The sequence below is a fragment of the Mycobacterium sp. 852002-51152_SCH6134967 genome (assembly GCF_001667105.1).
GTDB lineage: Bacteria > Actinomycetota > Actinomycetes > Mycobacteriales > Mycobacteriaceae > Mycobacterium > Mycobacterium neumannii_A.
The window spans coordinates 1-25,270 of sequence record NZ_LZIK01000015.1 but is presented as its reverse complement, the minus strand read 5'-3'; the positions used below and the strand labels follow the sequence as shown (position 1 = coordinate 25,270).

The 25,270-nt window shown below is 66.7% G+C and carries 28 protein-coding genes and 1 pseudogene; 13 read left to right on the top strand and 16 right to left on the bottom strand.

The features are described from left to right. Positions 1 to 8 precede the first annotated feature (8 nt). A complete protein-coding gene (locus A5790_RS04385; protein ID WP_066841577.1) occupies positions 9 to 1,457 on the bottom strand; it encodes an NAD-dependent succinate-semialdehyde dehydrogenase in 1,449 nt (482 codons plus the stop codon). 48 nt (positions 1,458 to 1,505) lie between these two features. Between A5790_RS04385 and pgi the strand changes: the two genes are divergently transcribed. Beyond that, positions 1,506 to 3,173 carry a glucose-6-phosphate isomerase gene (pgi, locus tag A5790_RS04380; protein WP_066841628.1) on the top strand — a complete coding sequence of 556 codons (1,668 nt, stop codon included), beginning with the start codon at positions 1,506 to 1,508 and terminating at the stop codon, positions 3,171 to 3,173. 1 nt (position 3,174) lies between these two features. Here the strand turns inward: pgi and A5790_RS04375 are convergent, their stop codons facing one another. The 6 genes from A5790_RS04375 to A5790_RS04350 form a co-directional block, all read right to left on the bottom strand. Further along, positions 3,175 to 3,540, bottom strand: a complete 366-nt coding sequence (locus A5790_RS04375; RefSeq protein WP_064399493.1) for a hypothetical protein — start codon at positions 3,538 to 3,540, stop codon at positions 3,175 to 3,177. 60 nt (positions 3,541 to 3,600) lie between these two features. Next, positions 3,601 to 4,146, bottom strand: a complete 546-nt coding sequence (locus A5790_RS04370) for a hypothetical protein (RefSeq protein WP_066841576.1) — start codon at positions 4,144 to 4,146, stop codon at positions 3,601 to 3,603. Then, entirely contained in the window at positions 4,121 to 4,432 is a 312-nt protein-coding gene (locus tag A5790_RS04365) for a helix-turn-helix transcriptional regulator (RefSeq protein ID WP_066841575.1), read from the bottom strand. Before A5790_RS04365 ends, A5790_RS04370 begins: the two co-directional genes overlap by 26 nt. Positions 4,433 to 4,641: 209 nt before the next feature. Further along, a complete protein-coding gene (locus tag A5790_RS04360; RefSeq protein ID WP_066841574.1) occupies positions 4,642 to 5,019 on the bottom strand; it encodes a hypothetical protein in 378 nt (125 codons plus the stop codon). Between the two features lie 68 nt (positions 5,020 to 5,087). Further along, complete coding sequence (locus A5790_RS04355) at positions 5,088 to 6,077, bottom strand: NAD-dependent epimerase/dehydratase family protein (protein ID WP_066841573.1); 990 nt, start codon at positions 6,075 to 6,077, stop codon at positions 5,088 to 5,090. A 62-nt stretch (positions 6,078 to 6,139) separates the two neighbouring features. Continuing rightward, positions 6,140 to 6,889 carry an SDR family oxidoreductase gene (locus tag A5790_RS04350; RefSeq protein ID WP_066841572.1) on the bottom strand — a complete coding sequence of 250 codons (750 nt, stop codon included), beginning with the start codon at positions 6,887 to 6,889 and terminating at the stop codon, positions 6,140 to 6,142. A 41-nt stretch (positions 6,890 to 6,930) separates the two neighbouring features. Between A5790_RS04350 and A5790_RS04345 the strand changes: the two genes are divergently transcribed. Then, the gene (locus A5790_RS04345) at positions 6,931 to 7,497 is read left to right on the top strand and encodes a chorismate mutase (protein WP_082961570.1); all 567 of its coding nucleotides are present in this window, start codon (positions 6,931 to 6,933) and stop codon (positions 7,495 to 7,497) included. On the opposite strand, the gene A5790_RS26120 is transcribed toward A5790_RS04345, so the two are convergent. The 3 genes and pseudogenes from A5790_RS26120 to A5790_RS04335 all read right to left on the bottom strand — a co-directional run bounded on the left by A5790_RS26120 (position 7,490) and on the right by A5790_RS04335 (position 8,762). Next, positions 7,490 to 7,978, bottom strand: coding sequence for a zinc finger domain-containing protein (locus A5790_RS26120; protein ID WP_369829762.1), 489 nt, complete (start codon positions 7,976 to 7,978; stop codon positions 7,490 to 7,492). The genes A5790_RS04345 and A5790_RS26120 overlap by 8 nt on opposite strands. A gap of 132 nt (positions 7,979 to 8,110) precedes the next feature. Continuing rightward, a pseudogene (locus tag A5790_RS26115) lies at positions 8,111 to 8,353 on the bottom strand (DNA-formamidopyrimidine glycosylase family protein); the annotation flags it as partial. A 16-nt stretch (positions 8,354 to 8,369) separates the two neighbouring features. Further along, positions 8,370 to 8,762 carry a phage holin family protein gene (locus tag A5790_RS04335; protein ID WP_064399488.1) on the bottom strand — a complete coding sequence of 131 codons (393 nt, stop codon included), beginning with the start codon at positions 8,760 to 8,762 and terminating at the stop codon, positions 8,370 to 8,372. Positions 8,763 to 8,802: 40 nt separating this feature from the next. Between A5790_RS04335 and A5790_RS04330 the strand changes: the two genes are divergently transcribed. Then, the gene (locus A5790_RS04330; RefSeq protein WP_066841571.1) at positions 8,803 to 9,285 is read left to right on the top strand and encodes a nucleoside deaminase; all 483 of its coding nucleotides are present in this window, start codon (positions 8,803 to 8,805) and stop codon (positions 9,283 to 9,285) included. 47 nt (positions 9,286 to 9,332) lie between these two features. Here the strand turns inward: A5790_RS04330 and cobF are convergent, their stop codons facing one another. Together cobF and A5790_RS04320 are read right to left on the bottom strand one after the other, a co-directional pair. Continuing rightward, the gene (cobF, locus tag A5790_RS04325; protein WP_066841570.1) at positions 9,333 to 10,124 is read right to left on the bottom strand and encodes a precorrin-6A synthase (deacetylating); all 792 of its coding nucleotides are present in this window, start codon (positions 10,122 to 10,124) and stop codon (positions 9,333 to 9,335) included. A 16-nt stretch (positions 10,125 to 10,140) separates the two neighbouring features. Beyond that, positions 10,141 to 11,193, bottom strand: a complete 1,053-nt coding sequence (locus A5790_RS04320; protein ID WP_066841569.1) for a YihY/virulence factor BrkB family protein — start codon at positions 11,191 to 11,193, stop codon at positions 10,141 to 10,143. Between the two features lie 103 nt (positions 11,194 to 11,296). Here A5790_RS04320 and A5790_RS04315 point away from each other — a divergent pair, with 103 nt between their 5' ends. Together A5790_RS04315 and A5790_RS26465 are read left to right on the top strand one after the other, a co-directional pair. Continuing rightward, a complete protein-coding gene (locus A5790_RS04315) occupies positions 11,297 to 12,205 on the top strand; it encodes a diiron oxygenase (RefSeq protein ID WP_066841568.1) in 909 nt (302 codons plus the stop codon). Next, positions 12,202 to 12,474, top strand: a complete 273-nt coding sequence (locus tag A5790_RS26465; protein ID WP_082961569.1) for a DUF4873 domain-containing protein — start codon at positions 12,202 to 12,204, stop codon at positions 12,472 to 12,474. Before A5790_RS04315 ends, A5790_RS26465 begins: the two co-directional genes overlap by 4 nt. Before the next feature lie 52 nt (positions 12,475 to 12,526). On the opposite strand, the gene A5790_RS04305 is transcribed toward A5790_RS26465, so the two are convergent. After that, positions 12,527 to 12,793 carry a DUF4235 domain-containing protein gene (locus A5790_RS04305; protein ID WP_066841566.1) on the bottom strand — a complete coding sequence of 89 codons (267 nt, stop codon included), beginning with the start codon at positions 12,791 to 12,793 and terminating at the stop codon, positions 12,527 to 12,529. A 65-nt stretch (positions 12,794 to 12,858) separates the two neighbouring features. Between A5790_RS04305 and A5790_RS04300 the strand changes: the two genes are divergently transcribed. Then, positions 12,859 to 13,725 carry a TIGR03619 family F420-dependent LLM class oxidoreductase gene (locus A5790_RS04300; RefSeq protein WP_066841565.1) on the top strand — a complete coding sequence of 289 codons (867 nt, stop codon included), beginning with the start codon at positions 12,859 to 12,861 and terminating at the stop codon, positions 13,723 to 13,725. Between the two features lie 39 nt (positions 13,726 to 13,764). Beyond that, on the top strand, positions 13,765 to 14,514 hold the full coding sequence (locus A5790_RS04295; protein ID WP_066841564.1) for an STAS domain-containing protein: 750 nt from the start codon (positions 13,765 to 13,767) through the stop codon (positions 14,512 to 14,514). On the opposite strand, the gene A5790_RS04290 is transcribed toward A5790_RS04295, so the two are convergent. Further along, entirely contained in the window at positions 14,464 to 15,627 is a 1,164-nt protein-coding gene (locus tag A5790_RS04290; protein ID WP_231987595.1) for a helix-turn-helix transcriptional regulator, read from the bottom strand. The genes A5790_RS04295 and A5790_RS04290 overlap by 51 nt on opposite strands. A gap of 146 nt (positions 15,628 to 15,773) precedes the next feature. Here A5790_RS04290 and A5790_RS04285 point away from each other — a divergent pair, with 146 nt between their 5' ends. Both A5790_RS04285 and A5790_RS04280 read left to right on the top strand, forming a co-directional pair. After that, entirely contained in the window at positions 15,774 to 16,778 is a 1,005-nt protein-coding gene (locus A5790_RS04285; RefSeq protein WP_066841563.1) for a hypothetical protein, read from the top strand. 56 nt (positions 16,779 to 16,834) lie between these two features. Continuing rightward, positions 16,835 to 17,446: an FHA domain-containing protein gene (locus A5790_RS04280; protein ID WP_066841562.1), complete on the top strand. Its 612-nt coding sequence runs from the start codon at positions 16,835 to 16,837 to the stop codon at positions 17,444 to 17,446. Here the strand turns inward: A5790_RS04280 and A5790_RS04275 are convergent. Continuing rightward, positions 17,439 to 20,438, bottom strand: coding sequence for a serine/threonine-protein kinase (locus A5790_RS04275; protein WP_066841561.1), 3,000 nt, complete (start codon positions 20,436 to 20,438; stop codon positions 17,439 to 17,441). The genes A5790_RS04280 and A5790_RS04275 overlap by 8 nt on opposite strands. A gap of 196 nt (positions 20,439 to 20,634) precedes the next feature. On the opposite strand from A5790_RS04275, the gene A5790_RS04270 reads away from it, so the two are divergent. The 3 genes from A5790_RS04270 (at position 20,635) to A5790_RS04260 (ending at position 22,582) form a co-directional block, all read left to right on the top strand. After that, positions 20,635 to 21,282, top strand: a complete 648-nt coding sequence (locus A5790_RS04270) for a glyoxalase (protein WP_066841560.1) — start codon at positions 20,635 to 20,637, stop codon at positions 21,280 to 21,282. A gap of 35 nt (positions 21,283 to 21,317) precedes the next feature. After that, positions 21,318 to 21,770 (top strand): ribonuclease HI, encoded by a 453-nt coding sequence (rnhA, locus tag A5790_RS04265; RefSeq protein WP_066841559.1) that lies wholly within the window; start codon positions 21,318 to 21,320, stop codon positions 21,768 to 21,770. A gap of 119 nt (positions 21,771 to 21,889) precedes the next feature. Continuing rightward, a complete protein-coding gene (locus tag A5790_RS04260; RefSeq protein WP_066841558.1) occupies positions 21,890 to 22,582 on the top strand; it encodes a DUF1326 domain-containing protein in 693 nt (230 codons plus the stop codon). 9 nt (positions 22,583 to 22,591) lie between these two features. Here the strand turns inward: A5790_RS04260 and A5790_RS04255 are convergent, their stop codons facing one another. After that, a complete protein-coding gene (locus tag A5790_RS04255) occupies positions 22,592 to 24,868 on the bottom strand; it encodes an ATP-dependent DNA ligase (protein ID WP_066841557.1) in 2,277 nt (758 codons plus the stop codon). A gap of 34 nt (positions 24,869 to 24,902) precedes the next feature. Here A5790_RS04255 and A5790_RS04250 point away from each other — a divergent pair, with 34 nt between their 5' ends. Continuing rightward, positions 24,903 to 25,130 carry a hypothetical protein gene (locus tag A5790_RS04250; RefSeq protein ID WP_064399473.1) on the top strand — a complete coding sequence of 76 codons (228 nt, stop codon included), beginning with the start codon at positions 24,903 to 24,905 and terminating at the stop codon, positions 25,128 to 25,130. Positions 25,131 to 25,270 lie beyond the last annotated feature (140 nt).

Sequence of the window (25,270 nt, the reverse complement as noted above, 5' to 3'; positions counted from 1 at the left end):
GTGTCGAACTACTTCGTCAGCGCGATGTATTTCACCTCGAGGTACTCCTCGATGCCCTCGAACCCGCCCTCGCGCCCGAAGCCGGACTCCTTAACGCCGCCGAACGGCGCGGCCGGGTCGGAGACCACGCCGCGGTTGATGCCGACGATGCCGGACTCGAGGCTTTCGGCGACGCGCAGCGCGCGGTCCAGCGACTGGGTGTAGATGTAGGCGGCCAGCCCGTACTCGGTGTTGTTGGCCGCGGCGACGCCCTCCTCCTCGGTGTCGAAACCGGTGATCGGCGCGACGGGGCCGAACACTTCCTCGGAGAGGATGCGGGCGTCGGCGGGCACGTCGGCCAGCACCGTGGCCGGATAGAAGCTGCCGGGACCGTCAGGGGCGACGCCGCCGACCGCGACGGTTGCGCCCCGCGACACCGCGTCGGACACCAGATCCTCGACGGTGGCGACCTGCTTGGCGTTGATCAGCGGCCCGAGTGTGGCCGACTCGTCGATGCCCTTGCCGAGGGTGAACTCGCTCATCCGCTTGACCAGTTTGTCGGTGAACTCCGCGCGCACCGAGTTCGCGACGTGGAAACGGTTGGCCGCCGTGCACGCCTCGCCACCGTTGCGCATCTTGGCCAGGATGGCGCCCTCGACGGCGGCGTCGACGTCGGCGTCGTCGAATACCACGAACGGGGCGTTGCCGCCCAGTTCCATCGACGTGCGCAGCAGTTTGTCGGCCGACTGTTTGACCAGCGTTTTGCCCACCCCGGTCGAACCGGTGAAGGTCAGCTTGCGCAACCTGCCATCGTCGATCAGCGCGGCGGTGACGTCGCCGGCGTTCTTCGTCGGGAGCACTGACAGCACGCCCTTGGGCAGACCCGCCTCGTCCATCAGCTTGGCCAGCAACAGCATCGTCAGCGGCGTGTCCTGCGCGGGCTTGACGATCATCGTGCACCCGGCCGCGAACGCCGGGCCGATCTTGCGGGTGCCCATCGCCAGCGGAAAGTTCCACGGCGTGATCGCATAGCAGGGCCCGACCGGTTGTTTGGTGATAAGGATACGTCCGCTGCCCGCGGGGCTCTGGGTGTAACGGCCCGCGACTCGCACCGCTTCCTCGGCGAACCAGCGGAAGAACTCGGCGCCGTAGGTGACCTCGCCCATGCTCTCGCGCAGCACCTTGCCCATCTCGAGAGTCATCAGCGTCGCGATGTCCTCGGCGCGTTCGGTGATCTTCTCGAACACCGCGCGCAGGATCTCGCCGCGTTCGCGCGGGGCGGTGGCCGCCCACTCGGCCTGCACGGCGCACGCGGCGTCGAGCGCGGCGATCGCGTCGTCGGCGGTCGCGTTGGCGACGGAGGCGATCACCGAGTCGTCGGACGGGTCGAGCACATCGAAGGTGGACGCACTCTCGCGTTCCTCACCACCGATCCACAGTCCGGTGGGCACTGACGACAGCAGCTTCGCGGTATCCATAACTCTTCTGTACACCTTTGGCCATTTCGCCGCACTAGGGTCATGTTCATGAGTGCCGACTCCGACCAGATACCCGATATCACCGCGACTCCGGCGTGGCAGGCGTTGCAGCGGCATCACGGTGAGATCGGCGCGAAACACCTGCGCGAGTTGTTCGCCGAGGATCCGGCCCGCGGCACTGAGCTCGCCACGACGGTCGGCGACCTCTACATCGACTACAGCAAGCATCGGGTCACGCGCGAGACGCTGAGCCTGCTGGTGGATTTGGCCCGCGCGGCGCGCCTGGAGCAGAAGCGTGACGCGATGTTCTCCGGCGTGCACATCAACACCTCCGAGGACCGCTCCGTCCTGCATACCGCCTTGCGGTTGCCGCGCGGTGCCCAACTGGTCGTCGACGGGCAGAACGTCGTCGCCGACGTGCACGAGGTGCTCGACAAGATGGGTGACTTCACCGACCGGTTGCGCAGCGGCGAGTGGACCGGCGCGACGGGTGAGGCGATCAAGACCGTCGTCAACATCGGCATCGGCGGGTCGGACCTCGGACCGGCTATGGCCACCCTCGCGTTACGGCACTACGCCGACGCCGGCATCTCGGCGCGGTTCGTCTCCAACGTCGACCCTGCCGATCTGGTCGCCGCCCTCGACGGGCTCGACCCTGCGACAACGCTTTTCATCGTCGCGTCGAAGACGTTCTCGACGCTCGAGACGCTGACCAACGCGACGGCGGCGCGTCGCTGGCTGACCGATGCGCTCGGAAACGCCGCGGTGTCACGGCATTTCGTGGCGGTATCGACGAACAAGAAGCTGGTCGACGATTTCGGTATCAACACCGAGAACATGTTCGGATTCTGGGACTGGGTCGGCGGCCGGTATTCGGTCGACAGCGCGATCGGCTTGAGCGTGATGGCGGTGATCGGCCGCGAGCGATTCGCCGAGTTCCTGTCCGGGTTCCACATCGTCGACGAGCACTTCCGCACCGCACCGCTGGAGTCCAATGTACCTGCGCTGCTCGGACTGATCGGGCTCTGGTACAACGAGTTCTTCGGCGCCGAAACCCGTGCGGTGCTGCCGTATTCGAATGACCTGGCCCGCTTCGCCGCCTATCTGCAGCAGCTGACGATGGAGTCGAACGGCAAGTCGGTGCGCGCCGACGGTACGCCGGTCACCACGAGCACCGGTGAGATCTTCTGGGGCGAACCGGGCACGAACGGTCAGCACGCGTTCTATCAACTGCTGCATCAGGGCACGCGTCTGGTGCCTTCCGACTTCATCGGCTTCTCACAGCCCACCGACGACCTGCCGACCGCCGATGGCAAGGGCAGCATGCACGACCTGTTGATGAGCAACTTCTTCGCCCAGACGCAGGTCCTCGCATTCGGCAAGACCGCCGAGGAGATCGCCGCCGAAGGCACTCCGCCGGATGTGGTGCCGCACAAGGTGATGCCGGGTAACCGGCCCAGCACGTCGATCCTCGCGACCCAGTTGACCCCGTCGGTGCTCGGACAGTTGATCGCACTCTACGAGCACCAGGTGTTCACCGAGGGAGTCGTCTGGGGTATCGACTCGTTCGATCAGTGGGGTGTCGAACTCGGTAAGACTCAAGCCAAGGCGCTGCTCCCGGTCATCACCGCCGACGGCTCCCCCGCCGAACAGTCGGATTCCTCGACCGACGCGTTGGTGCGCCGGTACCGCAGCGAACGCGGACGATCCGCCTGACTCAGCGTGCGGCGCGGGCCTTCACGAAGGAGCGCACACCGGCGATCAAGTACACCAGCAGCAGAACGAACATGATGGTGCTCGTGATGACGGCTGCGGGTCGCTCGGCCGTGCCCGCGAACACCTCGCCAAGCCCGAACACGTTGCGCAGCGCGCCGAGCGCGGCGAGCAGCGCGATCACCAGGGCGGCGTGCATGGCGATCTTGCGGGCTTGATCGGAGCGACGCCCGATCAGGGCGGCGATGAGCAGGAGGATGCCGACGAAGGCCGGAATCAGCGCGGTGACGCTGACCGCCCCGCTGGCGAAGTACGCGATCACCCCTGTCGCGACGAGCAGTCCTCCGGTCCAGGTGGTCAGGGCGAGCATCGGGATCCTTTCTACGGCTGTCGCCGACGACTCTACCGACGCAGGGATTCTCAACGCGGTTCAGGCGTCGGGGTCCGGCCGGGACCAGCCCAGGATCATCGCCGGCGCGCAACCGCCGAACACCAGGACGGCCAACGACATCAGCGCGCCCGAGTAGGCCACGTCGGTGTCGGTGTCCTGCAGATAGATCGACGCGACGAGCAGGTAGCCGATCGGGATCAGCATCAGGTACTGGGTGATCGTCAGACCGATCGAGCGGGCACTGTTGCGCTGCTGCACCTCGTATTCGTCGAGTGCGGCCTCCGGGGCGTCGCCCTGCCTGCCGGACACGATCTGCAGCATCGTCCACAGCGGGAGGAAGACGATGCACACTCCCAGCCAGAGCAGGGGTGCCCACCGCAGTCCGAATGCGCTCAAGACGCTCACCGCGAACAGGGACGCGAACGTGATGGCCAAACCCACGACGAGAAGCCGCCGCCGGGACTGCGTGCGCCAGCCGGGAAGCAGATTCGCGTATGTGCGCTCTCTTTTGAGGAACCGCCGGGTGCGGGACTCCTGGTAGCGGTCGAGCAACGTGTGGTCAGCCTGCCGGGTCGACGGGGACATCTCGGTCTCCTCCTTGTGATCGGGTGCTCGTGCGGTAGAGCTCGGTGGACAACGGGGTGAACTCGGTTCGGGAGAACACCGCCTCGACGGGGAGACCGAAGACATCGCAGATCCGGAACGCCAGGTCCAGGCTCGGATAGTGGTCGCCACGTTCGAGTGCGCCGACCGTCTGCGGGTTCACGTCGATCAGCGCCGCGAGCTCGGCCCGGGTCATCCGACGCTCTGCGCGCAGGACACCGATGCGGTTGTGGATTGGGAGCGTTTTGCCCCGTTTCACCGGACTCACACAACACAGTGTTGGGAAAACCCAACAAAAAGTCAAGCCGTAGAACGTGGCTAGCCACGCGAGGGTGCGGATTCATACGTGACACGCCTCGGCGGCGGAGGAAACCGCACGGTCGGCGTGGAGCCTGAGCCCCGCACAAAGCAACGCGGCGCACGCTCCCCGGTGAGCGTGCGCCGCGTGGTTGAGCGCTGGGTAGAGGTGGCTAGTGGTTACGGGGCAGGGATGTTGATGCAGCCGACATTCGGCAGGCAGCCGCTCGCGCCACCGGGGCCGGCTGTTCCGCCGGGTCCGTTCGGAGCCAGCGAGCCGCTTGCGCCGCCGGGTCCGGCCGTACCGCCCGGGCCACCGGGAATCACACCGGACGCGCCGCCGCCATCAGCAGTGCCTTGGGGACCACCGGGGACGTTGACGTCCGCACCGCCACCGGGAGAGGCGTCGATGTTGCCGGTCACCGCACACGGGGTGCCGTCGGCATTCAGACACGGAGGAGGCGCCGGCTGCGCACCGGCCACCGGCGCGACGGCGAAGGCAACTGCCGCGGCGCCCGAGAACAACAGGGGCATCATCTTCGTCAGTTTCACGTTCATGTCCTGAGGGCTACCACGTCAGGGGTTTACTGAAACCTTCAAACTTTCTTCGCCGGATGAGGCACCGGTCACAGCCTTCCGACTCGTCTCAACCCGGAAACGGTGTCCGCCAGCGTTTCCTGGGGATCGCGGTACGAGATTCCCAGTTCGGTCTCGCTGGGCGAATCGTCAGACGACGGCATCTGCGTGTAGTACTGCATCGCCGCCGCGGTGACCGGCGCGTCGAAGGGCAGAAGCGGGCCCACCACGTCGACCACCCGTCCGATGTTGCGCAACAACGTATCCGGTACCGGGTACACCCGCAGCGACATGTTCGCCGCCTTCCCGATCATCGTCGCCAGGTCGGCGATCGGAACTCGCTTGCCGCCGGCCATATATCGGCGTGGTCCCTTGCCCGGCTCGAGTAACGCCGCATGCAACGCGGCCAGGTCTCGAACGTCGACCACGATCCACGCGGCACCGCGGCCCGGCACCCCACGCATCTGGACCGCGGCTTGAACACCTTCTGCCGCTTCACCGAACTGGTTGCCCGCCGGCGGCCCCAGCACCATGCCCGGGTACGTGATGCTCACCGGCGCACCCGCATCCTGGAGGCCTCGCGCGTACTTCTCCACCTCCGCTTTCGACTTCCCGTAGCCGTCGGACCCGCCCACCACCGGGAGGTCGGCATGGAGAACGCTGCAGTTGGGGTCGAACAACGCCGTGAAGCTGGAGACGTGGATGATCGGGTCGAGGCCGCGTTCCGCAGCCACACCGAGCACGTTGTGGGCACCGTCGAGGTTGGTCCGCAGCATCTTGTCGGCCTGCTGAGGGTCCACTGAAACCATTGCCGCCGAGTGGATTACGGCGTCGCAACCATCCATCGCCGCGGCGGTCGACTCGGCGTCGGCGATGTCGCCTACGGCGTAGTCGTCGGTCGCGACGCCGATCTCCGCGGCGCTCGTCTTGAGCCGGGCCGGATCGCGGACCAGAAACCTCACCTGGTGACCCGCATCGGCCACCGCTTTCGCCGTCCACGCCCCGACAAACCCGGTACCCCCGGTCAACAGCACCCTCATAGATACCTCCTTTAGGAACTAGCGCTGCGGGTTCCCCCAAGCGCCAGCCTCTACACGGAGGCTCAGGCGAACGGCTTTGTCAGTTGCGGCGGCAGTACCCGCAGGACTTTGACCAGCGGGGCCCACGGCCACCACGGAACCGCCGCGCGCCCACTTTCGCGTTCGATCGCGGCGACCATTGCCCGCACGCCGGTTTCGTTGTCCACCATCAACGTCGTCGACTGCGATTTCGCTGTCATCTCGGACTCGATGTAACCGGGTTCGAGCACCGTGACCTTGATCGGCCCGTGCGCGTACTCCGCGCGCAAGGATTCCCCGAGCGACGACACGCCGGCCTTGCTGGCGGCGTAGGCGGCCTTGACGCCGGGCACGCCCTTGTTTCCGAGAACCGACGAAACCAACACCAGGTGTCCGCTGCCGGCCTTCTTGAACATCTCGAGCGCGGTCTCGATTTGGACAAGTGCCGCAACGAGATTCGTTTCGATGGTGGCTTTGTTCGCCCACAGTTTGCCCGAGCCCAGCGGCGCACCCTTGCCCACGCCGGCATTGACGATGACGCGGTCGATGCCGCCGAGTTCATCGCTGAGCTCGGCGAACACCTTGGGCACCTGCTCGTGATCGGTGACGTCGAGGGCGGCGACAGCGACGTTGATCCCGCGATGCCGCTCGAGCAGCTCGGCTTTGAGTTCATCGAGTCGGTCGATGCGCCGGGCACACAACGCCAGGTCACGGCCCTTTGCGGCGAATGCGCGGGCCATCCCGGCGCCCAGCCCGGAGCTCGCACCGGTGATCAATATCTTCTGCCGAGTCACCCCGACAGACTAAGCGAGGGAATCGCCGTCAGAATGACCGCATGATTCTTCTGCGGAGCGCTACATTCCTGCTCGTGGCCCTGTTCGTCGCGCTCTCCCCTGGGGTCGCCGCCGGTCAACCCGCTTCTGGGCTCTACCGGTTGGTCGACACCGCTGCGCAGCGCCTGGCGACGGCCGACGATGTCGCGGCCGCCAAGTGGATCAACGGCGGGCCGATCACGGACCGGCAGCGCGCCGATGCTGTCCTGGATGCCGTCGCCGCCGACGCCTCCGCGCGCGGCATCGACCAGGGGTATGTGCGCGCGGTCTTCACCAACCAGATCGACGCCACCGAGGGTGTGGAGTACACCCGCTTCGGTCAGTGGAAGTTCGACCCCGCCTCCGCCCCTAACACCGCACCCGACCTGAACGCGACACGTTCGCAGATCGACGAGTTCAACAAGGCCATGGTCGATGAGATTGCGCAGCAGTGGAATTCGCTGCACGCACCGAACTGCACGTTCGAACTCAAACACGCGATCGACGCCGTCGCCAACGCCCGCCAACTCGACCCGCTCTACCGGCACGCGCTGTCGGCGGCCACCCGGTCGTACTGCAAGCTCACTTGAGTAGCCGCGACAGCCGCCGATCGGCGAGCACCTTGCCGCCCGTCTGGCACGTCGGGCAGTACTGAAACGACTTGTCTGCGAACGACACTTCGCGCACGGTGTCGCCGCAGACGGGGCAGGGCAGCCCGGCTCGAGCGTGCACGCGTAGGCCGGACCGCTTCTCACCCTTGAGCGTCGCGGCCTGCTGGCCCACCGAGCGGGTCACCGCATCGGAGAGCACACCGATCATCGCGTCGTGCAGCGCCGACAGCTGCGCGTCGGTCAGCTTGGCCGCCGTCGCGAACGGGGAGATCCGCGCGACGTGCAGAATCTCGTCGCTGTAGGCGTTGCCGATACCCGCGATGACCTCCTGGTCGGTGATCACCGTCTTGATCCGGCCGCTGTTGCCCGCGAGCAACCCGGCGAGGTCGTCGGGCCCCAGCGACAGTGCGTCGGGACCCAGCGTGGCGATGCCGGGAACCTTGACCGGATCGTCGACCACCCACACCGCGAGCCGTTTCTGCGTGCCGGCCTCGGTGAGATCGAAACCCGCACCCTCGCCCGGGGGCCCAAGGTGTACGCGCAACGCGATCGGCCCCTTGCCCGGCTTCAGCGGCGCCGCCGCCAGCTTGTCCGACCAGCGCAACCACCCCGCGCGCGACAGATGGGTGATCAGGTGCAGATCGCCGACCTTCAGACCGAGGTACTTGCCCCATCGGTCGGCTCCGGCGACGGTCTGACCGTGCAGCGCGGTGATCGCCGGGTCGAAGGTCTTGAGCACCGAGAACGCCGATACGTCGACGCGTCCCACCGTCTGGCCGACGGCGTGGCGGCGCAGGTGGTCGGCGAGTGCTTCGACTTCCGGAAGTTCGGGCATGGTTCCAGTGTGCCGGTCAATCGCGTCGCACGGCACCACCAGTGACCAGCGATAGCAGCCAACTCACGATCGACAGCACGATCGCGGCCCAGATCGCCGTCCACCAGAAATCGTCGATGTAGAGGCCCCAGTGCGTCGTGTGCTCGGTGATCCACGACGTGATCCACAACATCAACGCGTTGATGACGATGTGGATCAGGCCGAGAGTCAGGATGTAGAGCGGGATGGAGATGATCTGCACGATCGGCTTGATGATCGCGTTGACCAGACCGAAGACCACCGCGACGACGAAGATGATGCCGATTTCCTGCAGTTGCGATTCGGCCCCCACGAACCTGATTCCTGGGACGAGCAGCGTCACCACCCACAGCGCGATGCCGGTCAAAGCGGCCCGCAACAGGAACGACATCGCATTAGCCTAAACCAGTCGATGAACCGAAGGGGCAGCCGTGGATTTCGTACAACGGACCGTGGATCTGGCACGACGAAACGTCGAGGAGGGCGGTCGGCCGTTCGCGACCGTCATCGCCAGGGACGGTGAGGTGCTGGCCGAGAGCGCCAATCAGGTTGCCCAGACGCATGATCCGACCGCACACGCCGAGATCCTGGCGATCCGGAAGGCGTGCACGAAGCTCGGCACCGAGCACCTGACCGGCGCCACCATCTACGTTCTCGCCCACCCGTGCCCGATGTGTCTGGGCTCGTTGTACTACTGCTCCCCCGACGAAGTCGTCTTCCTGACCACCCGCGACGACTACGCCCGCTACTACGTCGACGATCGAAAGTACTTCGAGCTCAACACCTTCTACGACGAATTCGCCAAGAACTGGGACGAACGGCGGCTGCCGATGCGCTATCAGCCCGAAGACGCCGCGATCGAGGTCTACCGGTTGTGGATGCAGCGCAACGACCCCGAGCGCCGGGGCGAGTGAGGCCTTGACGGGTTGATCCCACGCACCCGGTGCGTGCAATCAACCCGTCAACCGTGTCCGCTCGCCGACCGCAGCAGATAGGTGTCCATGATCCAGCCGTGACGCTGCCGCGCGTCGGCGCGCACCCGGGTGATCTCCTCACCGACGTCACCGACGGTGCCGGCCATCAGCAATTCGTCGGGGGTACCGAGATAGGCGCCCCACCAGATACCGGTGTCGGGCGGGCACGTCAGGAACGAGCAGTCGGCGTCGAGCATCACGACCGCGCTTCCGGTCAGGCCGTGGTCGCGCAGCTGTCTGCCGGTGGTGATCAGCACCGGTTCGCCGACGTCGTTGAGCGGGATGCGATGTCGCGCGGTGAGCGCCTGGATCGCGGTGATGCCCGGGATGACGTCGTAGTCGATGTCGACGTGACCCGCGACGGTGTCCAGGATGCGCAGGGTGCTGTCGTAGAGCGACGGGTCGCCCCACGCGAGGAAGCCGCCAACGCCGTTGGGCGCGAGTTCGTTCTCGATCGCGTCGGCCCACACCCGCGCTCGCGCGGCGTGCCAGTCGGCCACCGCTTGCCGGTACGCCGGGCCGTCCGGGACGTCTCTGACCCGCGGCGGGTCGGGCAGTTCGACGAAGCGGTATCCGGGCTCGCGGATGAAGCGTTGGCAGATGTGTCGCCGCAGCGCCACCAGGTCGTCCTTCGCTTCTGCATTTTGTCCTCCTCGCGTGCGGGATCCCTTGTCCATCGCGAAGAACACCTGCGTGTCGTTGAGCGCGGCCACCGCTTGGGCCGTGACGTGGTCGGGGTCGCCCGCGCCGATGCCGATGACGTGAATTCGACGGGTCACGCCCGCGAGTATGCCCTCAGTGTTTGCGGCCGCGGGACAGACGTAGCCGCCTGGCCCGCTTGGCATCCTTCTTCTCGGCGGCCTCTTCCTTGCGGATGTTGTGGTCGTCCTTGGGCGGTAACTGCAACTCGTGCTCGGCGGGCAGACCGGCCTGCAGTTGACGGCCTCGCTCGACCTCGGCGTCCACCTCCGCGCCGAACAGCAGCGCCAGGTTCGTGATCCACAACCACAGAAGGAACACGATCACACCGGCCAACGCGCCGTACGTCTTGTTGTAGCTGCCGAAGTTGGCCACGTAGAGCCCGAACCCCAGCGACGCGAGCAGCCACACGACGATCGCGAGCGCCGCGCCGCCGCTGATCCATCGGAATTTCGGCTGCTGGACGTTGGGTGTGACGTAGTACAGGATCGCGACCGCAAGCACGACGAAGAGCAGGATCAGCGGCCACCGAACCACGTTCCACGCCGTGACCGCTGCATCGCCCAACCCGATCGCATCGCCGAGCGCCTGGGCCACCGGTCCGCTGACCGCGAGCATGAACACCACGGCAGCCGCCATCACCAGACCGATCAGCGTCAGCAGCAGCTGCACCGGTCGCAGCTTCCACACCGGTCGGCCCTCGTCGATTTCGTAGATGCGGTTCATCGCGCGACCGAACGCGCCGACGTAACCCGACGCGGTCCACAACGCACCCACGATGCCCGCCACCAACGCGAATCCGGCCGTCGGCGCGTTGACGAGTTGTTCGATCGTCGGCCGCAGGGTGTCCAACGCCGACGCGGGCGCCACATCCGAGGCGATGTCGAGCAGCGCGTCGACCGTGCGCCTGCCCTGCCCGAACACGCCCAGCAGCGACACCATGACCACCAGCGCGGGAAAGATCGACAGCACTGCGTAGTAGGTCAGCGCCGCGGCCAGGTCCGTGCACTCGTCTTTTTGGAACTCGCGCACCGCCTTGCGCATCGAATACAGCAGGGACGGCCGGGTGAGATCGGTCGGCGACTCGGGTTTGCGGGGATCGTCGGGGTCAGGTGCCTGGGCAGTCCTGTCGTCCTCGTCGGTTCGCATACCACCCGATACCCTCACCCGCCCCCGGCAAACGCAACCGTTACCGCAAGTATGCGGTACCGCCGGTATTGACTTAAGTCTGCGGCCTACTTACCGTGAATCCATGACGACACCGGTCAGCAGCTCCCGCCCGACGCGCGAAAACATCGCAGAACGCCTGCTCAAAGGCTCCGCCAAGAAGTCCTATGCACCCGCCGTGGACATCGACTGGGACGCACCGCTTGACCCCGACAAATTCTTCCTGCCGCCGCACACCGTGACCCTCTACGGCACGCCGCTGTGGGACGCGATGACCCGCGAGCAGCAGATTGAGTTGTCCCGTCAGGAATTGGTCAACATCCTGTCGGCGGGTATCTGGTTCGAGAACATCCTCAACCAGGCACTCCTGCGCGACCTGATGCACCGGGATGTGAGGGCGTCATCGACGCACTACTCGCTGACCGAACTCGGTGACGAGACACGGCATATGGTCATGTTCGGCAAAGTGATCGAGCGGCTCGGCGCCGACCCGGTGCAGCCCCGCCGGTGGCAGCGGGCCGTCATCAACGCACTCCCGCTGCTGTTCCGCGGACCGATCCTGTGGGGTGCCGCACTGGTCGGCGAGGAGATCTTCGACGCGCTGCAGCGCCAGATCCTCGAGGATCCCGAATTGCAGCCAATCGTCCAGCGGCTCATGCGCATCCACGTGACCGAGGAGGCGCGCCACATCCAATACGCGCGCGACGGGCTGCGTCGCACCAGGCCTCACATGGGCTTCACCCAACGATTCGTGATGAGCAACCTGCACGGCGTCGGAGGACCGTTCTACCGCTACCTGCTGACCATCCCCGCCCCGTACCGGCGCATGGGTCTCGACGCCCGTGCCGCCCGCCGGATGGCATTGGCCAACAACCACCATCGAAGTCGGAAAGAGGCCGGTTTCGCGCCGCTGGCATCGTTCTTCGAAGAGATCGATCTGATGGGGCCGATCGCCCGCCGGATGTGGCGCCGTAGCGGATTTCTGCCTCGATGAGTGATGTGTACGACGGCCTCGCGGCCCTCCGGATGAACGACACCGATCACGGCGTGCGGGTGCGCCTGACCGGTCACCTCGATCCGATCGACGGCCGATACCACTGGCGCGGAATGGTTTTCGATCTGGCATCCGAGATCCGGCTGCCCCAGGCCGTGCGCATCTCGATCGCCGACTGCACTGCAGAGGGCCAGCTGACCGAGGTGACGCCGTGGGGCACGCACTGTGTTGCGGGCGTCGGCGCACCGCCCTACCCGTTGAACGGCTAGGCCGGCGCAACCGTGCCACCATCGCGTCCGCGACGAGCTGGGTCGCTGACCGTTACTCGGGGTTCTCGTTGGTCAACGCCTGGAAGCTCTTCGCCTGGCCGCGCGCCAGCGCCGCGCGCACCACGCCGACGAGCAAGCCCTGTATCGCGGCGGCGATGAACACCTCCCGCGTCGACCGGTTGAGGTCCTCCGGATCCGGCTCTTCGTCGTCCGGGTGCATCCGTTGCCAGATCTCGGTGAAGATCTTGCCGGCGATGAGTCCGCCCGCGACGGCGCTCATCATCGAAAGGGGTTTGTACATAGCTTTGGCCGCACTCACGGCGTCCAGATTCCCGATGCGCCAATACCTAAACCAAAAACTAGAACACGTTCTAGTATTTCCGTGTGCGGTTCACCTATGCCGAAGCGATGACCGATCCGACGTTCTACACTCCACTGGCACAAGCCGCAGAGGCGGCCGGCTACCACGCGATGACGATCGCCGACAGCGTCGCCTACCCGTTCAAGTCGGACTCCAGATACCCCTACACCCCGGACGGCAGCCGCGAATTCCTCGACGGCAAGGCGTTCATCGAGGCGTTCGTGCTCGCAGGCGCGCTGAGCGCGGTCACCAGCACGCTGCGGTTCAACTTCTTCGTCCTCAAGCTCCCCATCCGGCCGCCCGCGCTGGTGGCCAAACAGGCCGGCTCGCTGGCCGCTCTGTTCGGGAACCGTCTCGGCCTGGGCGTCGGCACCAGCCCGTGGCCCGAGGATTACGAGCTGATGGATGTGCCGTTCGCCAGGCGCGGTAAGCGCATGGACGAGTGCATCGAGATCATCAGGGGGCTGACCACCGGCGAGTACTTCGAGTTCCACGGCGAGTTCTACGACATCCCGAAAACGAAGATGACGCCGGCGCCCACCGAACCGATCCCGATCCTCATCGGGGGCCACGCCGACGCCGCGCTCAAGCGGGCCGCACGCAATGACGGCTGGATGCACGGTGGCGGCGACGCCGAGGAGCTGGACCGACTCCTCAAGCAGCTCAAGCAGTTTCGCGAAGAAGAAGGCCGTACCGGGCCGTTCGAGATTCACGTGATCTCCGCCGACGCGTACACGCCCGACGGCATCAAACGACTCGAAGACAAAGGCGTCACCGACGTCATCGTCGGGTTCCGGATGCCCTACATCACCGGACCGGACGCAGAACCGCTCGGCACCAAGATCCGTCACCTGGAGAAGTTCGCCGAGAAGGTCATCGCCAAGCTCTGACTCGATTTGCGCACCGCCGAAGCGGGTAGACGACTCGCAATGCAGGGCGTCGAAGTGTCAACAGCTCCTTACGGTTCGGCAGTCGTCTTGAGGCCTCGCGGCGTGCTGGACGGCAGCACGTATCGCTCGCTGCGCGATCAGATCATCCAGACAGCGCTCGACGAACCGCAGGCAGTCTTGGTCGACATCGCCGGTATCGACGTTCCAGCCGCTTCTGCCTGGGCGGTGTTCAGCAGCGCCCGACGGCACGTCGACCGGTGGCCCGGCGTGCCCGTGGTGCTGCTGTGTGGGGATACTTCGACGCGCGCTGCCATCGATGACGCCGGCGTCACCCGCCACGTACCGGTCTTCGCCTGCGCTGGGTCCGCCATCGACCGACTCAATGCGACCAGCACGCCTCGACTTCGCAGGCGGGCACGCGCCGAGCTGCCCGCCGCGCTACCCAGCCTTCAGCGAGCCAGGGAACTGAGTGCAGAGTGGCTGACGACCTGGGCCCGCACGGAGATGGTCTCGACGGTGAAGGTCGTGGTCACGACGTTGGTCGAAAACGTCCTGCAGCACACCGACAGCGCTCCCGGTCTGCGGGTGGAGTGCAGCGGTCACTCGGTGGCGGTCGCCGTCAACGACACAAGCCGCGCTCCCGCCCTACTCAGGGAAGCGGCCACAGCCACGGGACGACCGTCGGGGTTGCGGATCGTCGCGGCGCTCTGTCGCAGCTGGGGGAACGCGCCGACGACGTCAGGCAAGACGGTGTGGGCGGTGATTGGACCGGAGAACGTGACGCCGTGAACCGCTGCTGTTCAGCGTGATGTGCGGGCTCTGGCCGTACATTTGTCGGTACAGCACCGCGAACCGACCCGTGTGCGCGAACCCCCATCGGGCTGCAATCTCGGTGACGGTGGCGCCTTGCCGTCCTGCCAGAAGTTCCCGGTGCGCGTAGTTCAACCGAGCCCTGCGCAGGTACTGAAGGGGTGTGGTGGCGCGGTGGCGCCTGAACATGTACTGCACCGCCCGGGGTGTGACGTGGACGGCTTCGGCGATATCTGTCAGGCCGATGTCCCTCTGCACATTCGCGTCGATGAACTCGATCGCACGACGAAGCAGAACCGGCTGGTGATCGGTGTGGTTGTGTGAGCACGACCGAGGAACCCGCGCCGAGTTCGGAAACGTCGACAACGTCACCGCGGCCAGCAGGCGCGTGGCGTGGCCGACGACCAACGGTGTCGCCAGCGCGTCATCGGCGAGCACGTTTTCTTTCACGTACACGACCGTGTTCTTCCACAGCCGCGCTGCGGCGGCGCCGACCGGCGTCAAACGGAAGAAGCGGATCGGGCCCTCGACCTCACCGAAAGACATGCCGTTGGCTACGCCGACCACGAGCGAAGGATTCAACACGACCGCGGTCGCCCGCAGATCCTCGGACCGTGCCATAAAGGGCAGATAAGGCTGCGACAGCAGCGCGACGTCATCCTTCGCGGCGCGGCACTGAAAGCCCTCACACGCGCTACTCACCCGCCCACCGGTTGGCCAGACGGCGACGACCTTGTTCGGTGCGTCGGCCCGGGCCTCCAGGTATCCAGCGACATAAATGTCGTCGATCGTCAATGGACCGACGGAGACGCGCGTGTGGCTTAGCAGAACACCTTTGGACGAAGACCAAGATTGGCTAGATAGCTGCAGGCAGACGCCGTAGGCGTCGCCAAGGTACTGGTTCGCGGTTGCGGGATCGGTGATTTCGATATGTGACCGTATGAGCGTGGGCGTGCCGGCGGCATCGGTTGGCGTCATTTTCAAGATCACCTTCAAAGGGTGATGCACGTGAAGGGCTTGTGGCTGTACCCCCGGGACCTTCGACCCTACTCCTCTTTTCGTTTCTCGGATTCTGCGGACGAAAAGCGCCACGCCCTCGGTGCGGCTGCGAGCTCTGTCGCCTTACTCGGCGGATAGGAAAACCTTCCCCACTCGGCAAGAACTCTGACGCTCAGGCGATTACGACATCGAGGCCTCCCCGCGACGATGAACTCGTCCCTCCGAGCCAAGGAAGCCCCATGACCGCGACAGCACCGACCGCAACCACCCGCCCCGACGAAACGGTGCGGCTGCGTCCCGGCGATCTGCCGGTGCGGCCCCGGCCCGTACCCGTCTCTCGCCCCGAGGCCAAGACGACGCGGTTGCGTCCTGTCGCTGCGCCGACGAAGCCGCTGCCGAAGGCCGTCAGCGCCTTCGACGGCAAGACGGTCCGGCTGCGTGCCCTGGAACTGCCGGTCGTCGCCAAGGTCACCAACACCGTGCGGCAGCGGTACGTGGACCTGAACAAGGTCAAGAAGCCGCCGACCAAGTGGGACATCGCGCGGCTCTCGCTGGTGATGCTGCTGGCTTCGATGCCGATCCTGGGCATCTCGGTCGACGTGTTCGGCTTGGTACCCCAGAACGTCACGTCGGTCGTCGTGATCGCGCTGTGCGCCGTGCTGGGAGCGCTGATCGCGTTCGCCCCGCATCGGATGGACATCTTCGTCGGGCGCGGCCTGATCGCCGGCATGGTGGCCTGCATCGTCTACGACGCCGCTCGGCTGTTCGCGGTGCACGTCCTGGGATTGATGGGCGACTTCATCCCCGTGATGGGATCCTTCGTCACCGGGGAGCCCGACACCGCGGGCAGCGCGGCGGTCGGTTATGTGTGGCGCTACATCGGCGACGGTGGCGGCCTGGGCGTGGCGTTCTTCGTCGTCGCGTTCGCGTTGGGCATCGACCGGTGGAAGAACGTCTACGCGGTGCTGGCCTCGGTCGCCTTCGCGGTGTTCCCGACGTGGGCCGGGTTGATGGCGACAGTCGCGCTGGCCCCGCGTGGCGAGGAGATGATGTTCCCACTGAACGTCGCGACGGTGACGATCACGCTGGTCGGACACCTGATTTTCGGGCTGGTGCTGGGGTTGGCCTTCCTCAAGGCGCCGCGGGGCCGCGAACACAGCGAATGGCCCTGGCCGCCGCTGTTCGAGTCGGCCCAGGCCAAGCGGGTCATCCGCGCCTACAAGAAGTTCACCAATCGGCCGTAGCGTTCGTCGACCAGGGACCTCCTGTCTGGGCCAGAATTGCCTCGATAGGAGGTCCCATGTCGTCGCACCTGGAAATCTCGAGGCCGTCGGGGCGGGAGTTGGTTGCGCTCAGCGGTGAGCGGGTGACCCTCGGTAAGGCGTCCACCAACGCGGTGGCGCTGGAGCATGACGAAACCGTCTCACGGTTGCACGCCGTTCTGGAGAACCTCGGATTCGCCTGGTCCATAAGGGATCTCGGAAGCCGCAACGGCACCTACCTCAACGGCGAGCGGATCAGCGCCGAACGCGTGCTGCGGTCCGGTGACGAGGTGCGTCTCGGCAAGTCGCGGTTGGTCTTCTGGGAGGTGAGGGACAGCGGGGACGGCAAGCTCGACGAGGAGACGGTGACCGCCCAAGCCGTCGAACCGCCGCCCCGGCTGACCCGCCGCGAACTCGATGTCCTCGTGGTGTTGTGCAGACCCCTGGTCTCCGACGACCCGTTCCCCGAACCCGCGTCGGTGCGCCGGATGGCGGGCGAGCTGTTCGTCACCGAGGCCGCGGTCAAACAGCATTTGCAGAACCTCTACGACAAGTTCGCCATCCCCGCCGAAGGCGATCGCCGGGTCCGGCTGGCCAACGAGGCGCTGCGGCGCGGCGCCGTCACCCTCGCACAACTGCGTGCTACGTGAAGTCGAGGGCCTCGACGGTGGCGACAGGTCCTTCGTGGGTCGGCCGGTCGGCGCCGCCGATGCAGTACACCGTCGGACCGACGGCGGCCACCACCTGGCCGTGCACCGGAGTCCCGATGGGCGCCGCCGTCGTCCACGTCCCGTTGGCGATGTCGTACATCTCGACCGTCGCCAGCACGCGCGTCGGCTCCTCACCACCCACCGCGACGATCCGGCCGTCGATGTAGGCGGCGCCGAAGCTGCCGCGGGCAGTCGGCATGTCCGTCAGCTTCTCCCACTCTCCCGACGACGGATCGAACCGCTCGAAGGCGCCGGTGTTCTCGTCGGCGCTCAGTGACCGCCCGCCCACGGCGTAGACATAGCGGTCGTCGGACACCGCGGCCAGATGCTCACGCGCGGTGGGCATGTCGGCGGCCTGAGTCCAGGATTCACCGTCGAACACTTCCGTCGGCACGACGAGCTGTTTGTCGCTCTGCCCGCCGACGACCACCAGCTTGTCGCCGACGACGGCCGCCGCCGCGCCGGCACGGCCGTGCTGCAGAGCGGGAAGTTCGGTCCACTTGCCGTCGCGCAGTGCGAACACCTTGTCCGACGGCTCCCCGATGTTGTCGGTGGCGCCTCCGAGGACGACGACCTCCCCCTTGTAGGTGGCGGCTGTTGCGTGGTGCAGTCCGATCGGCAGCGACGGCGCAGGCTGCCAATCCTCCGTCTGCGCGTCGAAAGTCTCGACGGTGTCGAGGGTCTCGCCCTCGCGGATACCGCCTGCAATCCAGATCTTGTCGTCGAGCACCGTCCACGCCATCATCAACCGCGCCGTCGGAGCGTCCGGGAGCGCCCGCCACTGCGCTGCCGGTTGCGGTTGGCGTGCAGGAAGTTTCAGCGTCTCCGCCGACGAGGTGATCTTGCCGTCGCCGGCGCCCGTCGAGCCGCCGATCGCGTACACGCGACTGCCCACCGCGGCCACCGCCATACCGTGGCGCGCGGTGCCCATGTCGGGTAGACCGGACCAGGTCGTCGTCGACAGATCGAACGCGAGCACGCTCTTGAGCGCTTGCCCTCCGGACGTGCCGCCCACCACGACCAACCGGTCGTCGGTGGCCGCGATGCCGAAATCGCTTCGCGCTTCGGGGAGTTCGGGCAGGGCCGTCCAGGTGTCGGCGGCGGGGTCGTACGCTTCGACGGTCGCCACGTCCGCGCTTCCCGTGGTGCCTCCGATCGCGTACACCAGCTTGTCGTCGGAGGCCGCGCTCAACATCTGACGCGGGGTCCGGATGGGCGCGCCCAGCTTCCAGGAGGTGCCGTCAAAGACCTCCGTCGTGTTCAGCAGCTTGCCCGCGGCGTCCACTCCGCCGGTGACGACGATCCTGTCACCGACCACGGCGGCGGCCGCGGCGGCCCGCGGTTGTAGCAGCGGCGGCAGTTCCGTCCAGCGACTGTTGACGACGCGCCACACCCGATCGGTCGCGATTTTCGCGTCGGCCCCTTCCGCGCGCCATCCGCCGAGCACCACCGGGTTCTCCCGCCATGTCACCGCCATCGCGCGCTGCACGGGGACGGGCAGGTCCTCACCACTTTTCCAGCTGTCGATCGCGGGGTCGTAGCCCTCGTGCCTGCCGCTGACGCGGCCATCGGCGCCGAGGCCGCCGAAGACCCAGATAGTGCCGTCAGCCTGGGTGGCGGCCACCGCGTCGCGGGCGACGCGCGCGTCGGCGATCGGCCGCCAGGCCGGTTGTGCCTCGGCGGCCTGCGGTGCGGGAGCAGCGGTTTGGTCGCCACCGGAGTCGCGCGTCCAGGCGATCACGAAGACTCCGCTGACCACCAGCAGCAGTACCCCCGCGATCGCACCCGAGACGATCAGGACCCGTTTACGGTTCCGCCGTCTCGGCGAAGCGGCCTCCGCTGACTCGGGCCGCAGACCCGGCGGCGGCTGCCAGGGGAGACTTGTCTGACTGATGGACGCGGTGTGGGCGAACATCCCCGGCTCGGGCAAGGGCCCGGCGGGTTCGCCGGACCGGGCGGGCCGCCGCGGCGGGGGCAGCGGCTCGGGTTGCGCGGATACGGACGGCTCGACGAGCTCGGAGATCGGCACCGCCTGCGTGCCTTCCGGCTGCTCCGGTGGGGCGCTCGGCTCGCCGAGCGCCATCACGTCGGCCGTCAGCCCGTTGTTCCGCTGCGCCAACTGCAGTTCATGACCGAAGTCCGCAGCAGAGGCGTAGCGGTCGGCGGGCTCGCGGGCCATCGCCTTCTCCACCACGGCACACACATCGGCGGGGATGCCCTGGGGGCGCAGGTCCGGTATGGGCGTCGAAGTGATGCGCAGGTAATGCGCGATGAGATCCTCGTCGTTCTTGCGCTCGTGCGGCGGCTTGCCCGCGATCAGCGCGTAGATCGAGGCTCCGAGCGAGTAGACGTCGGCCTCGACGGTCGGCGGGTTGCCCTCGAGAACCTCTGGGGCGGTGTAGGACAGCGTGCCGGTGAAGAAGCCGGTGACCGTCTTGTACCCGCCGGCGATGCGGGCGGTCCCGAAGTCGCTCAGCTGTGGTTCGCCGTAATCGTTGAAGAGCACGTTGGCGGGTTTGATGTCGCGGTGCAGGGTTCCGGTACGGTGCGCGGTTTCCAGTGCGCCGCAGAGCTTCACGCCGATGCGCAGGGCCTCGGGCCAGGCGATGCGGCCCTCGCGCCGCAACCGCTCCGCGAGCGATCCCTCGCGGTGGTACGGCATCACGATGAACGGCCGGTTGCTCTCGGTCACGCCGACCTGCAGGATGTTCACGATGTTCGGGTGCCCGGAGAGCGCACCCATGGCGTAGCCCTCGCGCAGGAAGCGTTCCCGGTCGTCGTCGTCGAGATCGGACGCGAGCACCTTGATCGCGACGCTCCGCGCCAGTGACTGTTGATAGCAGCGGTAGACGACGCCGCCGCCACCCCGGCCGATCTCGACCGCGTCGGTGAATCCGGCGGCCGCTAACTCATTCGCCATTCCAGAAGCCATGTGCCACCGCCCTCCGGTGAACTGCAGATCGTTCGCTCTCAACGTACCGAGCAAGCTCGCGCTGGACGCGCGATTCCACAGTTCCGGAGGACGTCCATACTGCGGGGTACGGGCGGCAAACACCGCGCGGATTGCGGTGGGTGAACTACGTCGCGCGGCGTCGCTCCGCGGCCGGGGCGAAGGCCATACTCGAGCGGTGACATCAGCCGCCGTCAGGATCGACGAGATCGAGGTCGCCGATCCGGCGGACGCATGGCGTCGGGCCGGTTTCACGATCGACGACGACGTGGTCTGCCGGGTCGGCGGCGTCCGCATCCGGCTTGTCGGCCCCGAGCGCGGTCGCGGCATCGTCGGGTGGTCGTTGTGCGGCCTGCCCCCGGACGCCGTGCTCTCCGACGTCGACGGCATCCCGACGTCGAGGTCCAGCGCCGCCGGTGCGACGCCCGCTGAGCACCCGAACGGCGTGGCCGCCATCGACCACGTCGTGCTGCTGTCACCCGATCTCGATCGGACCGTTCAGGCGCTCACCGCGATCGGCGTGGCCCCGCGACGAGAACGCGACGGTGAACTGGGCGGCCGGTCGATCCGCCAGATCTTCTTCCGGTTCGGCGAGGTGATCGTCGAGGTCGTCGGCTCACCGGGCACCACAAGCGAAGCGCCGTCGACGCTGTGGGGGATCACCTACGTCGTCGCCGACATCGACGTGACCGCGGCGTTCTTCGGGGAGCGCACGGGGCCGGTCAAGGACGCGGTACAGCCTGGGCGCCGGATCACCACGCTGCGCCATCAGGCGTTCGGGATGTCGGTCCGGACGGCGTTGATCTCGCCGTCCGCGCGTCGCTGAGTCGACGTCTCGGGCTCGACGCTTATCCTCGTCGGGTGAGCCAGGACCCGGTCGTCATACACACCGACGGCGGCTGCAGGCCCAATCCGGGTCCCGGCGGTTGGGGCGCGGTGCTGCGTCAGCGTTCGCACGTGCGGGAGATGTACGGCGGCGAGGCGCAGACGAGCAACAACCGGATGGAGCTCACCGCGCCGATCATGGCGCTGGAGGCGTTGACGCGGCCCGTCGTGGTGCACCTGTACACCGACAGCACCTATGTCCGTAACGGCATCACCAAGTGGGTGCTCGGCTGGGAGCGCAACGGCTGGATGACCGCCGCGAAACAGCCAGTGAAGAACGTCGACCTCTGGACGAGGCTGCAATTGGCTTGCGCGCCACACCAAGTCGAGTGGTTCTGGGTGAAGGGCCATTCAGGGGTCGCCGACAACGAGTTGGCCGACCAGTTGGCGACGCGGGGAATGCAGGAAGCGCTTCTGGCCGCGCACTGACACGCTGCTCGAGCTGTCGCCGCACCATATACCCCCGGGGGGTACTTGCACCTTTACATGGATCGCGCTACCGTTCGGTCATCCCCCTACCCCCGGGGGGTATATGAGGGAGGTCCGACATGAGCGTAACCACCCACTGGCACCTGCGAGGTGACTGGTTCGATGTGTGCAGCTGCAAGCTGCCCTGCCCGTGCAGCTTCGCACAGGCGCCGACGCATGGCGAGTGCCTGTTTACCCTCGTCTGGCACGTGCGCGAGGGCCACTTCGGCGATGTTGACCTCGCAGGCTTGAACGTCGTCTCGCTCGGGGAGTTCACGGGCAACATGTGGATCGGAGACCCGGACGCCAAGATGCGCCTGATGTTCTACATCGATGATCAGGCCGACGACGCCCAACGCGAAGCCCTCGAGCGCATCTTCACGGGGAAGGAAGGCGGCTGGCCTGCCGAGTTTGCCTCTCTCATCGAGGATCTACGCGGAATCGATTACGCGCCAATCATCTTCGACATCGCCGACGACCTCGCGCACTGGCGTGCCGAGATCCCCGGAAGGGTCGACGTGCGCATTGTCGCGCTGACCGGCCCCACGTCCGATCCGAACCGGCGCGTCACCACAACAAATGCCCCGGGTGCCGAGGTCGGACCCGGACAGGTCGCGACGTGGGGCGTCGTGCAGAAGGACGAGGCAGTCGGGTTCGACTGGTCGCATGAGTACCGCGGCGGGTCGAGCAAACACTTCCCCTTCGACTGGCGGCCGAACGACGACGGCCACTCCTCCGCGCGGGGTGTACCGACGTGCGATTGCCACGCCTGACCAGGTGGGTTACTCCCAGGTGACCTCGCCGGGCTCCTTGTCGGGTCGCAAGCCACGCCAACTCGGTTGACGCAGACGGTTATCCGAGGTGCGTTCGCTGTAGCGGACCTCGCCGACGAGTTCGGGCCGCACGAACGTCACACCCTTGGCGTCCTGGCGCGGCAGCCGTTCGTTGAACGGGCTCTCGTCGGTCTCCAGCGGTTTGAGGGTCTTTTTGAGTTCGGCGAGCGCCTTGTCCGTGAAACCGGTTCCGACGCGGCCCACGAATTCCAGGCCCCCGTCGGCCGGGATCCCGAGCATCAGCGAGCCGATCCCGCTCGAACGTCCGCCCTCCCCCTGTCGCCAGCCGGCGATCACGACTTCCTGTGTGTTCCAGACCTTGTCCTTGATCCACGACGACGACCGCCGCCCCGGCTGGTAGGTCGAGTCGCGTTTCTTCGCGACCACGCCCTCCCACCGCTTCTTGCGGGCGTACTCCATCGCCTCGGGGCCGTCGCCGGGCAACGGATCCGGCACGATCAGGCCGCCGCCCTCGGCCAGCGCCTCGAGTATCTTGCGACGGTCGGAGTACTTGGCGCGCAACAGGGAGCGGCCGTCGAGGTGCAGGATGTCGAATGCCCAGAACTCCACGCGGGTCGATCGGGCACGGTTCTGCATCTCGGAGAAGCTCGGCACGCCGGACTCGTCGAGCGCGACCGCCTCACCGTCGAGGATCACGTGGTGATCGGCGAGATCGGCTGCCACCGCCTCGAATTGGGGAAACTCGGCGGTGACGTCTCGGCCACGTCGGGAGCGCACCGTGAGCCTGCCGCGATCCGCGTCGATGATCACGCGGTAGCCGTCCCACTTACCCTCGAACGCCCACTGGCTCGCCTTGAGCTTGGCGACCGAGCCTTCCGTTGACAGCATCGGCGCGAGATCACCTGCTTGCGGGCGCTTCTGGTCCTTCATGCGGTGCGCGAGCCAGTTCTTGCCGTCGGTCTGGATCAGCGCATAGCGGCCGTCGATCTTCTTGCCGCGCAGGTTGATGATGACCTCGCCGCCCTCCGCGGCGCTGTCGGGTGGTACGTCGTTGAACTTCTCGGCCTCATAAGTGCCGGTGTCCCAGATGATCATCTTGCCGCCGCCGTACTCGCCCTTGGGGATCTCGCCGTGGAAGGTGAGGTACTCCAACGGGTGGTCCTCGGTGTGGACGGCGAGGTGGTTGACCGACGGGGTGTCGGGCAGGTTCTTCGGAACCGCCCAGCTCACCAGCACGCCGTCGCGTTCGAGCCTCAGGTCGTAGTGCAGCCGTCGGGCGTGGTGTTCCTGGATGACGAACTTGTCGTTGTTCCCCGTCTTCGGCGGCTTGTTCGGCACCGGCTCAGGGGTTTTCGACGCGTCGCGCATGCTGCGATAGGTGGTCAGGCGGTCCGGTACCGGTACCGCCTCGTCGAGCGGTGCGAGCAGGTCGCCCATCTCCTGCACCCGGTCGAGCACCTCGTCGAAGTTGAGGTGCCGCAACTTCGGATCCTCGATCTCGTCCCAAGTGCGTGGTGCGGCGACCGTCGGATGTTCGCGTCCGCGAAGCGAATACGGCGCTATCGTGGTTTTGGCGCCGTTGTTCTGGCTCCAGTCGACGAAAACCTTGCCGGTGCGCACGCTCTTGGTCATCGTCGCGGTCACGCGTTTGGGCATCGTCTTCTCGAGCTGTTGTGCGACCCGCCGCGCGAGAACCGATGCACCCTGCGAACTGATCGGTTCCTCGAGCGGGACGTACAGGTGCACCCCTTTGCTACCGCTGGTGAGCGGGAAGGTGGTCAACCCGATGTCGGTGATGAGGTCGCGCACCTCGTGGGCGACCTCGCAGAGCTGGCGAAAGGACACCCCCTCGCCGGGGTCGAGGTCGAACACGATGCGGGTCGCGGGGCCGGGCGTCGGTGGCCCGTCGTCCTTGCTGATGAACCGCCACTGCGGGACGTGCACTTCGAGCGCGGCCTGCTGCGCGATCCAGGCCAGACCTTCGGCGGTGTCGATCAGCGGATAGGTCGTCGTCCCCGAGCGATGCGTGACCGACGCGCGGTCCAACCAGTCCGGCGCCGACGAGGCGAGTTGCTTCTCGAAGAACGACGGCTCCTCGACACCGTTGGGCCAGCGCTTGCGGGTCACGGCGCGGCCCGCGATATGCGGGATCATCGCCTCGGCGATGCCGACGTAATAGTCGAACACCTCCGCTTTGGTGGTGCCCGTCGCCGGGTACAGCACCTTGTCCGGGTTGGTCAGCTTCACCCGGCCGAATCGATCCACAGTGTGAACGTATACCCGCTGCTACGTTGGATCCGTGGCGAGAATCTTCGCGGCGGTGCTGGTCGCGGTGGCTGCCCTGCTGGCGGCACCGCACGCCGCCGCGGATCCGCAGGATCTCGTCCCCTACTGCTCGGGTGACCAGACGCCGATGGACGACAACTGCCGCCCGCCGGCGCACCAGGAGTTCACCCACTCGCCCAGTGGCCTCGACCCGAATCTGCCCAGCGGCCTTGACCCGGGGAACGCGGCGGTCGTCGACTAGCGGCTAGGTCCGAGTACCACGGCTGCTAACGCCGCCGATTTCTGCGTCAGGGCTGCGATTTCGCGCTTGGGTTCAAGGCATCGATGCAACAGCTGGCGGGTTTGAGAGTAGTTCGTTGAGTGCTTCGGCTGGGGTCCTCC